Raw genomic sequence first — 13,820 nt, forward strand, 5'->3', positions numbered from 1 at the left:
GCGCTGGGTCAGTCGACAGATGCATTGACTGACACTGCGCCTTCGCGAGCAAGCCCGCTCCCACATTTGTTTTATGCCAACTTCAAATGCTACGGACAGCCCATGAACCGCCTTCGCCTCGCCCTGCCCCTTCTGTTACTGCCCGCCACCGACTTGCTCGCCGACAGTTTCGAACGCGACCAAGCCCTCAAGCTGCCCGACATGGTGATCAGCGCCAACCGCCAGGTCCAGGCGCGCAACGACAGCAGCGCCGCCAACACCGTCTTCACCCGCGACGACATCGACCGCCTGCAACCCACCAGCGTGACCGACTTGCTCAGCCGCGTGCCCGGCGTGCAGGTTTCACAGGCCGGTGGCCGTGGCAGTCTGGCAAGCGTTTACATTCGTGGCACCAAGTCGGCCCAGAGCCTGGTGCTGGTCGACGGCCAGCGCATCGGCAACTCGACTTCCGGCGACAGCAACCTGCAGCACCTGAACATCCAGCAGATCGAACGCGTGGAAGTCCTGCGTGGTTCGCGCTCGGTGATCTACGGCAGCGATGCGATTGGCGGGGTGATCCAGATTTTCACCCGGCGTGGTAACGAGTCCGGCCTGCAACCCCGCCTGCATGTGGGATTTGGCAGCAACCAGACGTGGGAACGCAGCCTGGGCTTGTCCGGCGGCGATGCGCAAACCCGCTTCAACCTCGGCGCCAGCCTGGATGACACGGCGGGAATCAATCGCACGTACGACTCCTATCCCAGCGACCGTGACCATGACGCCTATCGCAACCAGGCCATCAGTTTCAGCCTGAGCCATGCCTTCAACGATGACCTCGAAGCGGGTGTGAACGTGCTGGATAACCGCGGCAAAAGCGAATTCGACAACCCGTTCGGTCGCTTCGATTCGACCACCTTCCAAAGCTTCCAGCAAAAGCCCTACACCCACTTCACCGTGAGCAGTGTCAGCACCTATGTTGACGCGCGTATCAATGACACGTGGAAGTCCCGGCTGGAAGCGGGCCACAGCGAAAACCGCGAAGAAACCCGGGACAAGCTCAGCACCGAACGCAGCGTGTTCAACACTTACCGCAACTCACTGAATTGGCAGAACGACCTGACCCTCAATGAGCAGAACAGCCTGATACTGGGCGGCGACTGGTACGAGGACCAGGTCAACAGCAGCACAGCGTTCGCCGAAGACAGTCGCTGGAATCGAGCGGCGTTTATCCAGCACCGTTTTCAAGCCCAGTCCTTTTCCACCGAACTGGGCCTGCGTCGCGACGATAATCAACAGTTCGGCGGCCACAACAGCTGGAGCGGCACCTTCACCCTGCCGCTGAACCCGGACAATGATCTGTTGCTGAGCTACAGCGAAGGCTTCCGCGCGCCTACGTTCAACGACCTCTACTACCCGGACGAATTCGGCTTCAAAAACAGTAACCCGAACCTCAAGCCCGAGACATCGAAAAGCTACGAAGTGCAATGGCGCAGCCAGCTCAGCGACAGCAGCCGACTGGAAGCCTCGCTGTACCGCACCGATATTCAGGACGCGATCGTGTTTGCCAGCAACGGCCCGCAAAACGTCAGCGCCGCACGCATCAACGGCTTCGAGGCGGCGCTCAAGCAAGAACTGTTTGGCTGGCAAAGCAGCCTCGCCGTTGCATTGATCGACCCACGCGACCGCGACACCGGGCGCACACTGGCGCGTCGAGCCCGGCGCACCCTGAGCCTGGACCTGGATCGCCAATTCGATCAATTCGGCGTCGGCGCCAGCTGGCAAGCGGTCAGCAGCAGCTACGACGATGCGGCGAACCAGCAACGCCTGGGCGGGTATGGCTTGCTGGGGCTACGGGGCAGTTGGGCGGTGAACCATGAAGTCACGCTGGAAATGAAGCTCGATAACCTGCTGAACAAGGACTACAGCCGGGCGCTGTATCAGTATCAAGGCCAGCAATATGGCTATCGGGAAGAAGGCCGGGCACTGATGTTCGGGGTGACCTGGACGCCGGAACTCTAAGTCGTCTGCACCGGCCTCATCGCGGGCAAGCCCGGCTCCCACAGGGGACCGTGCTTATCCAGACGACTCGGTCAAATGTGGGAGCTGGCTTGCCTGCGATAGCGGTCTCACAGCCCCGGTGCAATCACCTGACACAACCGCGCCACCGCCTGCAGCATCTGCCCGCTGGGCCGTTCCAGGCCCTTGTCGGGCACCAGCAGCAAATGCCCGTTCGCTACCGCCGCCACCTGGGGCCAGGCCTTCCAGGCATCCAGCTGCGCTTGATCGCCCGCCAGAATCACCTCGGGATTACGCTGCAACACCGACTCAATACTGACCTGCGGTGCCGGTAATTTCAGGTCATCGAACACATTGCGCGCGCCGCACACACTCAGCGCATCGCTGATGATCTGCCCGCCACCCACGGTGTACAGCGGCTGGTTCCACACCTGATAAAACACCCGCAACGGCTCGGCCCGGTGATAGCGCGAGCGCAATTCGGCCAAGCGCTGACGCAACTGCGCGGCCAATTGCCGGCCGGCGTCATCCCGCCCGAGTTGCCGGGCAATGGTTTCGACCTGTGAGGTGAGTTGTTCGAGGCTGTGGGGTTCGGCGACAAATACCGGGATGTTCAGGCGTTGCAGCTGTTCACGCGGGCCCGGGCCGACGCTGCCGGGCCAAAGCAGGATCAGGTCGGGCTTGAGGCTGAGCAGCCGTTCCATGTCCAACTGCCCGTAGTTGCCCACAGACGGCACGTTCGCCAACGCCTGTGGCCGCTCGCCGCCATCCAGCACGCCCACCAGCAAATCGGCGGCGCCCAGTTCAACGACGATTTCAGACAAGGAAGGCGCAAGGCTGACCACCCGCTCAACCGCCGCAGCCTGGGCCGCGACGACCAGCAGCCACACCGCCAGCCAGACGCGCATCAACCCAACTGGCGCGGGATGCGGTAGAGGTAGAACAGCACCAGGGTCGACAATGCCAACAGAAACAGCGGCACCGCTTCCAGCCCGACAAACACCGCCAGCGCGCCGACCCAGGCCGGCAGTGCAGCCACCAGCAACGCCACACGACGACGGGCCGCGAGGGTGATCCAGGCAGCCGGTTCTTCAGGGGTATCGAGGGCTTTGCCGGTGGCGATCAGCGCGTGTTTATAGCCGTGGAAGTAACGCAGGCTGACAAACATCGAGGCTACGCCGGCGATAAAAAACGGCATCGCCAGTACCGGCAGCAAGGGCTCGGCCTTGCCAAACACGAGGTTGATCACAAACAACGGCGCCAGCGCCAACGCCAGGTATTGCCACCAGTTAAACGACAGCCGCCGCTTGACCTGGCCGCGCGTCACGCCCGGTCGGCCTCGCCCTGGTGCTCGTTGCCCATCATGTGGTCGAGCTTGCTGGCCTTGGTGGCCAGGTAGAGCTTGTTGTGCGGGTTGTGGCCGGTGTGCAGCGGCACGCGCTCGGCGACGGTGATGCCCATGTCGGTCAAGGCTTTGACCTTGCGCGGGTTGTTGGTCATCAGGCGCAGGGATTTGACGCCCAGGTGCTGGAGCATCGGCAGGCAGATCCCATAGTCGCGCTGGTCAGCGGCAAAACCGAGGCGCTCGTTGGCTTCCACAGTGTCGGCGCCGCCGTCTTGCAACTCATAGGCGCGGATCTTGTTCAGCAGGCCAATGCCACGGCCTTCCTGACGCAGGTACAGCAACACGCCACGGCCTTCGCGGGCGATGGCCTGCAGGGCGGCTTCCAGTTGCGAGCCGCAGTCACAGCGCTGGCTGAACAGCGCATCACCGGTCAGGCACTCGGAGTGCACGCGACCGAGGACCGGGGCACCGTCCGCCACGTCACCGAGGCTGAGAACAACGTGTTCGCGCCCGGTGGCTTCTTCAAGAAAGCCATTCATGGTGAACGTGGCAAAAGGGGTTGGCAGCTTGGAAGCGGCGACGAAAACGACGGGCACCTTGTGCTCCTGATTTCAGATTTCACAGGGGAGGGATTGTAACAGTAGGTTCCTACAGACGCTTAAGCTGAATTATCGCTGATAAAGATCAATAGGTTCGATTGGCCTTCAGCTTGGTTCTATGCCTTTCAGAAATGTTGATAGCCACGAATGGCCGGCGTGACGTCCTGGCCAGACGCATCCAGCAGGGTAACGCCCTGCCCCGCCTCGACCCGGCCGATTACATGGACCGGTACACCGGCGGCCAACAGCGGCGCCAGTTCGGCGGGCGGCAAGGTGAACGCCAGTACGTAGTCGTCCCCCCCGCTCAACGCGGCCACCCGGGCATCCGCCTCACCGACGAACGCCAGCAAGGCGGCGGACAACGGCAGTTTTTGCTGCTCGATCAACAAGCTGACAGCCGACGCCTTGGCGATATGCCCGCAATCAGCCAAAAGGCCGTCGGAAATATCCATGGCAGACGTGGCCTTGCCCCGCAACGCCAAGCCCAGCGCCAACTGCGGTTGCGGCGACCAGTAATGGGCCAGCAGCGGCTCGGCGATAGCCGCCTCCGCCGTGCGCTGCCCCAGCACCAGCGGCAAGGCGCCCGCTGCGTTACCCAGCTCACCGCCCACACACAGCAAGTCGCCGGGCCGCGCGCCGCTGCGGGTCAAGGCCTGGCCCGCCGGCACCCGGCCAAACACGGTCATGGTCAGGCTCAGCGGCCCACGGGTGGTGTCGCCACCCACCAGAACCACGCCACAACCCTGCGCCATGGCGTTCAAGCCCTGGGCATAGCGTTGCAGCCAATCGGTATCAACCGTCGGGGTAGTCAGGGCAAGGGTAAACGCGAGGGGATTGGCGCCCATGGCCGCCAGGTCGCTGACTGCCACGGCCAGCGAGCGCTGGCCGAGCAGAAACGGATCGCAGGGGTCGGCAAAATGCACGCCGGCCACCAGGGTATCGGTAGAAATCGCCAGCTGTTCCCCGGGAGGAACAGCCAGCAAGGCACAGTCGTCGCCAATCCCCAGTGCAATGCCTTCGCCGCCCTGCGCACAGGGCGCGGCGGCGAAGTAGTTGCGGATCAGCTCAAACTCGCCCATTGCGTCAGCAAGCGCCAGTTAGCGCTTGTACGCCTTCACTTCGGCTTCACGCAGGCGCGGGGCCAGCTTGTCGAGCACGCCGTTGACGAACTTGTGACCGTCGGTGGAACCGTAGACTTTCGCCAGTTCGATCCCTTCGTTGATCACAACGCGGTAAGGCACGTCGACGCGCTTGAGCAGTTCCCAGGTGGACAGGCGCAGTACGGCCAGTTCAACCGGGTCCAGCTCTTCGATCGCCAGGTCCAGGCACGGCGTCAGTGCAGCGTCGATCTCCGCCAGGTTGGCCGGAACACCGTGCAGGATGTCGTGGAAGTAGCTGGCATCGGCCGCGCTGAAATCGTTGTCGACGCGAAACTGCGCCTCGATTTCGTTCAGCGAGGTTTTCGCCATGTGGCGCTGGTACAAAGCCTGGGTCGCGAGCTGGCGGGCCGAACGACGCTTTTCGCTTTTCGATGGCTTGCCGGCGTCTGCCGGGCGCGGGTCCTGGGGGTTGAACTGATCGCTGTCGTCGCTAATCACTTGGCCTCCAACTGCGCCAGCAGGCTGACCATTTCCAGGGCGGACAGGGCAGCTTCAGCACCTTTGTTGCCGGCCTTGGTGCCGGAACGCTCGATGGCTTGTTCGATGGAATCAACGGTCAGCACGCCAAAGGCGACCGGCACGCCGAACTCCATGGACACCTGGGCCAGGCCCTTGGTGCATTCGCCAGCCACGTATTCGAAGTGCGGAGTACCGCCACGAATGACCGCGCCCAGGGCGATGATCGCCGCGTATTCACCCTGCTGTGCAACTTTCTGCGCAACCAGTGGAATTTCGAAGGCGCCAGGAGCGCGGATGATAGTGATGTCGCTTTCGCTCACACCGTGGCGAACCAGGGCATCCACGGCACCGCTTACCAGGCTTTCAACCACGAAGCTGTTGAAGCGGCCAACCACCAGGGCATAGCGGCCTTTGGGGGCGATGAAGGTACCTTCGATGGTCTTCAGGGTCATTCGACAAATCTCTTAAAGAGCCGGGACGCGCTTAGTGCGCGCCCCTCAGTGATATTTGAACCGCGAACAAGGGGCAAACAACGCCGGCCTTTATTCGGAGGGCACGTATTCTACTACTTCCAGGTCGAAACCGGATATGGCATTAAATTTCATTGGCGCACTCATCAGGCGCATTTTGCGCACGCCCAGGTCCCGCAGGATCTGCGAACCGGCCCCGACGATGCTGTAGGTGGTCGGTTTTTTCACCGGCGCGTGGTCGGCGGTCTCGCGGATATGCGCCAGCAGCACGTCGCCATCCAGCGGATGGCCCAGCAGCAATACAACACCGCTGCCGGCCTCGGACACCGCGGACATCGCGGCCCGCAGGCTCCAGCGCCCCGGTTGCTTGACCATCAGCAGGTCGCGCAGCGGGTCCATGTTGTGCACCCGCACCAGGGTTGGCTCTTCAGCGCAGATGGTGCCCAGGGTCAGGGCCATGTGCACGTCGCCTTCCACGGAATCACGATAGGTCACCAGGTTGAACTGGCCCAGTTCGCTGTCCAGCGGCTGCTCGGCAATCCGCTGAACGGTACGTTCGTGGATCATCCGGTAGTGGATCAGGTCGGCAATGGTGCCGATCTTGATGTTGTGCAGCGCGGCAAATTCTTCCAGCTCGGCGCGACGGGACATGGTGCCGTCGTCGTTCATCACTTCGCAGATCACACCGCTCGGCTCGAAACCGGCCATGCGCGCCAGGTCGCAGGCCGCTTCGGTGTGGCCGGCGCGAGCCAGGGTGCCACCCGGCTGGGCCATCAGCGGGAAGATGTGGCCCGGGCTGACGATGTCTTCGGCCTTGGCGTCTTTCGCGGCAGCGGCTTGTACGGTGCGGGCGCGGTCAGCAGCGGAGATGCCAGTGGTGACACCGGTGGTGGCTTCGATGGACACGGTGAACTTGGTGCCAAACCCGGAACCATTGCGCGGCGCCATCAACGGCAGCTTCAGCAGCTCGCAGCGCTCGCGGCTCATCGGCATGCAGATCAGGCCACGGGCGTGCTTGGCCATGAAGTTGATGTGTTCCGGCTGGCAGCACTCGGCGGCCATGATCAGGTCGCCTTCATTCTCGCGGTCTTCGTCATCCATGAGGATGACCATCTTGCCTTGGCGGATGTCTTCAACCAGTTCTTCGATGCTGTTGAGCGCCACGCGGCACCCCCTTGGGTCAGGATTTAAGGTAGCCGTTAGCGGCTAAAAAACTTTCAGTGATGTTCCCGGCGGGCCCTTGAAGAGAGTCAGACTCTGCGGCCTTATCGCCCAACAACAGGCGCTCCAGGTAACGGGCAAGCAAGTCGACTTCCAGGTTCACCCGGCGACCCGGCTGGTACGACGCCATGATGGTTTCGCTCAGGGTGTGGGGAATGATGGTCAGTTCAAATTCGGCGCCATTCACGGCGTTCACGGTCAGGCTGGTGCCGTCGACGGTGATCGAGCCTTTGTGGGCGATGTACTTGGCCAGCTCTTTCGGTGCGCGAATGCGAAATTCCACGGCACGCGCGTTTTCGCTGCGAGCAACCACTTCGCCGACACCGTCGACGTGGCCGCTGACCAGGTGCCCACCGAGGCGGGTGGTCGGGGTCAGGGCTTTTTCCAGGTTCACCGGGCTGCCGCTCTTGAGGTCGTTCATCGCGGTGCAGTCCAGGGTTTCCCGGCTGACATCGGCGGCAAAGCCGTTGCCAGGCAACTCGATGACGGTCAGGCACACACCGCTGACGGCGATGCTGTCGCCCAGTTTGACGTCGCTCAGGTCGAGCTTGCCGGTTTCAACCAGCAGGCGTACATCGCCGCCTTTTGGGGTCATTGCACGGATGCTGCCGATGGATTCGATAATGCCGGTGAACATGCCGTTCTCCTGAAGACGTGGCGCAGGCCGGGAATTATACGCTCGCTGATGGCAGAGGGATGGCAGTGACTCTCCAGTCATCGCCAACAGCGCGCATTTCAGTGATCTTGAGTTGGGGGGCGTCGGCCAGTTTCTCAAGCGGCCAGTCCAGCAAAGGCCGGGCGGCAGAGCCAAGAAACTTGCCGGCGACGAATATCACGTACTCGTCCACCAGCCCTTGCTGGGCGAAGGCACCCGCCAGGCTTGGGCCGGCTTCCACCAACACTTCGTTGACACCACGGGCCGCCAGGGCCACCAGCGCGGAACGCAGGTCGACCTGGCCGTCGACACCCGGCACCACCAGGCACTCGGGGCCTGTGGGGTACTGGTTGTCCGGCGTCACGCAGGTGATGACCAGCGCGGGGCCAGCCTTGAAGAACGGCGCATTCAGCGGCACCCGCAGGCGGCCGTCGATCAGCACACGCAGCGGCGGACGGGACATCGCCAGGGCGGTGGTTTCTTCATCCAGGCCCAGCTCGGCGGCGCGCACGGTCAGGCGAGCACCATCGGCCAGCACCGTGTCGGCGCCGGTCAGCACCACACTGGCCTGGGCACGCAGGCGCTGCACAGCGGCACGGGCGGCCGGGCCGGTGATCCATTGGCTTTCGCCGTTGGCCATCGCGGTGCGACCGTCCAGGCTCATGGCCAACTTGACCCGCACAAACGGCAGGCCATGCTCCATGCGCTTGAGAAAGCCCGGGTTAAGCGCCCGCGCTTCGTTTTCCAGCAAGCCGCTGTGGGTCTCGATCCCGGCCTGGGCCAGGCGGCGCATGCCACGCCCGGCGACTTCCGGATTCGGGTCCTGCATCGCTGCCACCACACGGGCCAGGCCGGCATTCACCAAGGCATCGGCGCACGGCGGTGTGTGCCCGTGGTGGCTGCACGGTTCAAGGGTCACGTAGGCCGTGGCGCCCCGGGCCTTGTCGCCCGCTGCCCGCAGGGCATGGACTTCCGCATGGGGTTCGCCGGTGCGCACGTGCCAGCCTTCGCCGACAACCTGCCCGTCACGCACGATCACGCAGCCAACCCGGGGGTTGGGGTGGGTGGTGTACAGGCCCTTGCGCGCCAGTTCCAGGGCACGGGCCATGTAATGGGCGTCGAGTACCGCTTGTTCTGCCGAAGGTGGGTTCATTCTTTTACCGGCTCACGGGCCAGGCGGTCGATCTCTTCGCGGAACTCGTTGAGGTCCTGGAAGCGTCGATACACCGAGGCGAAACGGATATAGGCGACTTCGTCGAGCTTTTGCAGCTCGCCCATCACCAGTTCTCCAACCACCAGGGATTTGACTTCGCGCTCGCCGGTGGCGCGCAGCTTGTGCTTGATATGCACCAGTGCCGCTTCCAGCCGCTCGACACTCACCGGGCGTTTTTCCAGGGCGCGCTGCATTCCGGCGCGCAGTTTTTCTTCGTCGAAAGGCTGGCGACTGCCGTCGGTCTTGATCAGACGTGGCAATACCAGTTCGGCGGTTTCGAAGGTGGTGAAACGTTCACCGCAGCCAGAGGCCAGGCATTCACGCCGGCGACGCACCTGTTCGCCCTCGGCGACCAGACGCGAGTCAATGACCTTGGTGTCGTTGGCACCGCAGAAGGGACAGTGCATGGTGGCAGGCAACAAAAAATGGGAGGGCCATGGTAGCGCATCCCTGTGGCAAGACAAGCCATAGCCTTTACGGTATATAGGCTGACTATTATGTTTCATATTTTTTAAGCCACGGATTTTGTCCTTTCTGGAGCCGTACATGCAGTTACGACCACTTGTTTTGCTCACGTTGCTCGGTTTTCTGGTCGCCTGCAGCAGCCATGCCCCAAAACCTGCGGCGCCGGCTCCGGCACCGCAACAAGAGAAAAAACTGCCGGGTGTGGAAGAAGATCTTGGCCCGTTGCCCGCCTACCAGCGTGAAGTCAGCGGCCAATTGAACGGTATACCGGCGGGTGCCGAAGTCGAACTGGCGCTGCTGGTGATCGACGACCGTTCGCGCCCGCAACAACTGCTGGCCAGCAGCGTGCTGATCGGCAACAACAAGCCCCTGGCCTTCCGCCTGCGCTTCAACCCGCAAGCGTTCCCGGCGGGCGGGCGCGTTGAATTGCGTGGTCGCGCCAGCCAGTCCGGCCAGTTGATCCTGCACCTGCCGCCGGTGCGCATCACCCAGGCGATCACCCAGACCACCGGGCCGCTGCAACTCGTTCCCGCACCATGACGCCACCGCTGGGCCTGCAACGCGCACTGAGCGAACTGATCGGCGACGCCCAACTGGTGCCCTGCCCGCTGCCGGGCACCGAGTTGTCGCTGTGGTTACTGGACGCCGACAACATGGACCGCGCCTTCAGCCCCGAAGAAACCCGGCGCATCCTGCATGAGCCGCCGTACTGGAGCTTTTGCTGGGCCAGTGGCCTGGCGCTGGCGCGATACCTGGCGGCCAACCCCGAGTGGGTCGCGGGTAAGCGGGTGCTGGATTTCGGCGCAGGTTCGGGTGTTGCCGGGATTGCCGCGGTAAAGGCCGGAGCGCTGGAAGTGGTGGCGTGCGACCTGGATCCGCTGGCCCTGGCTGCCTGCCGGGCGAATGCGGAACTCAACGGCGTAACACTGGGCTATTCAGATGACTTCTTCACCGAAGCCGACCGGTTTGACCTGATCCTGGTCGCCGATGTGCTGTACGACCGGGCGAACCTGCCGCTGCTGGATCAATTCCTGACACGCGGCCGCGAAGCGCTGGTCGCCGATTCCCGGGTTCGGGACTTCCAGCACCCGGAGTATCAGCGCCTGGGTATCCTCGACGCCCTGACACTGCCCGACCTGGCCGAGCCGTGGGAGTTTCGCAAGGTGAGCCTGTACCATTCGCGGCGATAGTCGCGCCTATCAAACCCGCAAATCTCCAGTAACAGATGGGCTAAGACAGTCTTCAGCGTAGCGTGGAAAATGGCCGCCTCTCGCACGCAACCTGGACGACCCAACGGTATGCCAACCCCCCAATTTGCATCCGTCGCCTCTTGCTCAAAAAGCTTGCAAACATCACCGCTACTGCCTAGTCTTTGCCGCAATACACCCGCCATGCCTCTGGTCGCGCAAGTGACTAAGCACAAATTGTGCGGGTTTTTTATGCCTGGCTTTTTTTGGGCATGAGAACGTTCGACAAACCTGCCATTGATGTCCCCTCCCAGATAGAACTGCTCAAACAACGTGGTTTGCTCATTCAAGATGAAGCCCGTGCGCAGTGTTTCTTGCAGTCCGTCAGTTTTTTCCGATTGAGCCCCTACATGCGCCCTTTTCAGCAATCGGGGGATGTCGATCATCGATTTCGCGATGGCACAGGTTTTCGTCAGCTAACTCGACTCTACGACGTTGACCGCAGGCTTCGATTGTTGAGCATGGATGCCATTGAACGCGTGGAAATAACGACCCGCTCAATGATCAGTAACCATATGGGGCCCAACTATGGCAGCCATTGGTATACCGATATCGGCATTTTTCAACAGGCATTTGACCACCAACGCCTACTTGCAACATTGCAGTCCAAGCAATGTGCCGCTATCCGAGACTATGAGCGCGAATGCCTGCGAATAGATCGGTTGCAAGCCGAAAGCGGTCGCAAAGCCCATCTCAAACGCCAGAGAGCAAAAGAGAGTTACGCCCGACACTACCCCACCAACTACGACCAACCACCACTCATGCCCGGCTGGGCAATGCTGGAAGAACTCACACTCGGCGACCTGTCCCACTCAAAGCGATGGGTTTTCCTCAAGACTGGTACCAGGACCCTTTCTGGCATCCTGTACGCGCTTAATCGCGGCATAGCTTCCGGTCGCCTCCTCCAGTCTTTATAGTTGCCCCATTCCTGCTTTCTTCGAGATTCCCCATGAGTGAGCCCACGCCGTACATCTTCGATGCCACCACCGCCACCTTCGATCAGGCGGTGATCCAGAACTCCTTCGAAAAACCCGTGCTGGTGGATTTCTGGGCCGAGTGGTGCGCGCCGTGCAAGGCGTTGATGCCGATGCTCGCGCAGATTGCCGAGAGTTATCAGGGTGAGTTGCTGCTGGCCAAGGTCGATTGCGATGCCGAGCCGGACGTGGTCTCGCGCTTTGGCATTCGCAGCCTGCCGACCGTGGTGCTGTTCAAGGATGGCCAGCCAGTGGATGGGTTTGCCGGTGCGCAGCCTGAATCCGCCGTGCGCGCGATGCTGGAGCCCCATGTGCAGATGCCACCACCGGCGGCTGCCGATCCACTGGAGCAGGCCCAGGCGTTGTTTGCCGAAGGCCGTATCACCGACGCCGAGGCCGTGCTGGTCACCCTGCTTGGCGAAGACAACACCAACGCCGCCGCGCTGATCCTGTACGCACGCTGCCTGGCCGAGCGCGGTGAACTGGGCGAAGCGCAAACCGTGCTCGACGCCGTCAAGAGCGATGATCACAAGGCCGCACTGGCCGGCGCCAAGGCGCAGATCACTTTCCTGCGCCAGGCCGCCGACCTGCCGGACGCCGCAGACCTGAAAGCCCGCCTGGCGCAAAACCCGCAGGATGACGAGGCGGTGTACCAACTGGCCGTGCAACAACTGGCGCGCCAGCAATACGACGCCGCGCTGGATGGCTTGCTCAAGCTGTTCATCCGCAACCGCAGCTACAGCGAAGGCCTGCCCCACAAGACGCTGTTGCAGGTGTTCGAACTGCTCGGCAACGATCATCCGCTGGTCACCGTGTACCGCCGCAAGCTGTTCGCCGCGCTGTATTAAGCCTTACTCGATCCAACTGTACAGCGGCGTATCCCCGCCGCTGGCTACCTTGACCTTGGCGCTATGGCGCAGGCGCACCAGCAGGCGCTTGCCCGCCGAGGCGCTGCCGGCCAGGCCTTCCAGCTGATCAAGCAATTCCAGGCCGTTGAGTTGCCCGGCCTTGCGCAGCAAATCCTGGGCGGCCTGCCACAGGCTCTCGTCCAGGTTACCCGCGGCCGGCGCCACCTCGGGCTCGGCACTCGGCGGTTTGCTGGCCTGCAACTGCGCGCCCAGCCGGGCCCAGTCGCCGTCATCCAGCTCCAGGGTCAAGTCCACCGGCAGGTCACCGACGGTTCCACGAATTCTCAACATCGCACTTACTCCCGCACTTTTCTGACGAGCATGCTCCCACGCGTCTTGCGCTACGCCAAGCGGGCGGTCAAACTCCTCGCAAAATTGTTATAAGATCACATAACAAAACTTTCATCTTTGTCCGGGAGCTCCACCATGCGCCGTTTGCTGCTCGCTTTGCCGTTTGCCCTGTTGCCACTGGCCATCGCCCAGGCTGCCGACGAGCACGACCATGATCACGAGCACGGCAGCCTCGGTGCCCACGAACACGGCGTGGGTCGCCTCAACGCGGTGCTCGACGGCCAGGCCCTGGAGCTGGAACTGGACAGCCCGGCGATGAACCTGGTGGGCTTCGAACACCTCGCTACAACGTCCGCCGACAAAGCCAAGGTCGCCGCTGCCCGCAAACAACTTGAACAACCTTTGGTGCTGTTCAGCCTGCCCAGGGCCGCCGGTTGCGTGATCAGCACCCAGGAACTGAACAGCCCGCTGTTCGGCGACAAGCCTGAAGCCGACCACGATGAAGACGATGACGACCACGCCACCGATGGCAAAGGCGCCGCCGCCCACGAACATCACCACGACCACAGCGAAATCCACGCTCACTACCAGTTCACTTGCGCCACGCCGACCGCCCTGAGCAACCTCGACCTGACCCAGGTGTTCAAGACCTTCCCCGCCACCCAGAAAATTCAGGTACAACTCATTGGCCCGAGCGGCCAGCAGGGTGTGGAAGCGACGGCCACAGCAGCCACCCTGAAATTCTGATGTAAACACCACACTGTAGGAGCTGGCTTGCCTGCGATGCAGACGCCGCGGTGCTCCAGAAACACCGCGGT

At 62.5% G+C, this 13,820-nt stretch carries 17 protein-coding genes; 6 read left to right on the top strand and 11 right to left on the bottom strand.

Features of this window, described 5'->3' with window-relative positions; genetic code table 11:
• The first annotated feature begins 102 nt into the window (after positions 1 to 102).
• Positions 103 to 1,998, top strand: a complete 1,896-nt coding sequence (locus ACW9I6_RS23475; RefSeq protein ID WP_177020923.1) for a TonB-dependent receptor domain-containing protein — start codon at positions 103 to 105, stop codon at positions 1,996 to 1,998.
• Between the two features lie 107 nt (positions 1,999 to 2,105).
• Here ACW9I6_RS23475 and ACW9I6_RS23480 read toward each other — a convergent pair whose 3' ends face one another.
• From ACW9I6_RS23480 to nrdR, 10 genes are all read right to left on the bottom strand, one after another.
• Positions 2,106 to 2,903 carry a cobalamin-binding protein gene (locus ACW9I6_RS23480; RefSeq protein ID WP_401193697.1) on the bottom strand — a complete coding sequence of 266 codons (798 nt, stop codon included), beginning with the start codon at positions 2,901 to 2,903 and terminating at the stop codon, positions 2,106 to 2,108.
• Positions 2,903 to 3,322 (bottom strand): nuclear FMR1 interacting 1 family protein, encoded by a 420-nt coding sequence (locus tag ACW9I6_RS23485; protein WP_008436498.1) that lies wholly within the window; start codon positions 3,320 to 3,322, stop codon positions 2,903 to 2,905. Before ACW9I6_RS23485 ends, ACW9I6_RS23480 begins: the two co-directional genes overlap by 1 nt.
• Positions 3,319 to 3,936 carry a GTP cyclohydrolase II gene (ribA, locus tag ACW9I6_RS23490; RefSeq protein WP_003209983.1) on the bottom strand — a complete coding sequence of 206 codons (618 nt, stop codon included), beginning with the start codon at positions 3,934 to 3,936 and terminating at the stop codon, positions 3,319 to 3,321. Before ribA ends, ACW9I6_RS23485 begins: the two co-directional genes overlap by 4 nt.
• Before the next feature lie 128 nt (positions 3,937 to 4,064).
• Positions 4,065 to 5,018, bottom strand: coding sequence for a thiamine-phosphate kinase (thiL, locus tag ACW9I6_RS23495; protein ID WP_457339893.1), 954 nt, complete (start codon positions 5,016 to 5,018; stop codon positions 4,065 to 4,067).
• An 18-nt stretch (positions 5,019 to 5,036) separates the two neighbouring features.
• The gene (gene nusB / locus ACW9I6_RS23500; protein ID WP_003209985.1) at positions 5,037 to 5,537 is read right to left on the bottom strand and encodes a transcription antitermination factor NusB; all 501 of its coding nucleotides are present in this window, start codon (positions 5,535 to 5,537) and stop codon (positions 5,037 to 5,039) included.
• A complete protein-coding gene (gene ribH, locus ACW9I6_RS23505) occupies positions 5,534 to 6,010 on the bottom strand; it encodes a 6,7-dimethyl-8-ribityllumazine synthase (RefSeq protein ID WP_003209986.1) in 477 nt (158 codons plus the stop codon). Before ribH ends, nusB begins: the two co-directional genes overlap by 4 nt.
• Before the next feature lie 90 nt (positions 6,011 to 6,100).
• Complete coding sequence (ribBA, locus tag ACW9I6_RS23510; protein WP_003209987.1) at positions 6,101 to 7,192, bottom strand: bifunctional 3,4-dihydroxy-2-butanone-4-phosphate synthase/GTP cyclohydrolase II; 1,092 nt, start codon at positions 7,190 to 7,192, stop codon at positions 6,101 to 6,103.
• Between the two features lie 16 nt (positions 7,193 to 7,208).
• Positions 7,209 to 7,886: a riboflavin synthase gene (locus ACW9I6_RS23515; protein WP_003209988.1), complete on the bottom strand. Its 678-nt coding sequence runs from the start codon at positions 7,884 to 7,886 to the stop codon at positions 7,209 to 7,211.
• Between the two features lie 34 nt (positions 7,887 to 7,920).
• Positions 7,921 to 9,057: a bifunctional diaminohydroxyphosphoribosylaminopyrimidine deaminase/5-amino-6-(5-phosphoribosylamino)uracil reductase RibD gene (gene ribD / locus ACW9I6_RS23520; RefSeq protein WP_003209989.1), complete on the bottom strand. Its 1,137-nt coding sequence runs from the start codon at positions 9,055 to 9,057 to the stop codon at positions 7,921 to 7,923.
• Entirely contained in the window at positions 9,054 to 9,524 is a 471-nt protein-coding gene (gene nrdR, locus ACW9I6_RS23525) for a transcriptional regulator NrdR (RefSeq protein ID WP_003209990.1), read from the bottom strand. Before nrdR ends, ribD begins: the two co-directional genes overlap by 4 nt.
• Positions 9,525 to 9,663: 139 nt before the next feature.
• On the opposite strand from nrdR, the gene ACW9I6_RS23530 reads away from it, so the two are divergent.
• From ACW9I6_RS23530 to trxA, 4 genes are all read left to right on the top strand, one after another.
• Positions 9,664 to 10,122, top strand: coding sequence for a YbaY family lipoprotein (locus ACW9I6_RS23530; RefSeq protein WP_003209991.1), 459 nt, complete (start codon positions 9,664 to 9,666; stop codon positions 10,120 to 10,122).
• Positions 10,119 to 10,772 (top strand): class I SAM-dependent methyltransferase, encoded by a 654-nt coding sequence (locus ACW9I6_RS23535; RefSeq protein WP_457339894.1) that lies wholly within the window; start codon positions 10,119 to 10,121, stop codon positions 10,770 to 10,772. Before ACW9I6_RS23530 ends, ACW9I6_RS23535 begins: the two co-directional genes overlap by 4 nt.
• A 269-nt stretch (positions 10,773 to 11,041) precedes the next feature.
• Positions 11,042 to 11,746 (top strand): Abi family protein, encoded by a 705-nt coding sequence (locus ACW9I6_RS23540; RefSeq protein WP_457339895.1) that lies wholly within the window; start codon positions 11,042 to 11,044, stop codon positions 11,744 to 11,746.
• Positions 11,747 to 11,778: 32 nt separating this feature from the next.
• A complete protein-coding gene (trxA, locus tag ACW9I6_RS23545; protein ID WP_003209995.1) occupies positions 11,779 to 12,651 on the top strand; it encodes a thioredoxin in 873 nt (290 codons plus the stop codon).
• A 3-nt stretch (positions 12,652 to 12,654) separates the two neighbouring features.
• On the opposite strand, the gene ACW9I6_RS23550 is transcribed toward trxA, so the two are convergent.
• Positions 12,655 to 13,002, bottom strand: a complete 348-nt coding sequence (locus tag ACW9I6_RS23550; protein WP_401193709.1) for a hypothetical protein — start codon at positions 13,000 to 13,002, stop codon at positions 12,655 to 12,657.
• A gap of 135 nt (positions 13,003 to 13,137) precedes the next feature.
• On the opposite strand from ACW9I6_RS23550, the gene ACW9I6_RS23555 reads away from it, so the two are divergent.
• Complete coding sequence (locus ACW9I6_RS23555; protein WP_457339896.1) at positions 13,138 to 13,749, top strand: DUF2796 domain-containing protein; 612 nt, start codon at positions 13,138 to 13,140, stop codon at positions 13,747 to 13,749.
• Positions 13,750 to 13,820: the final 71 nt, after the last annotated feature.

The sequence above is a fragment of the Pseudomonas sp. SDO5522_S412 genome, from assembly GCF_054071215.1.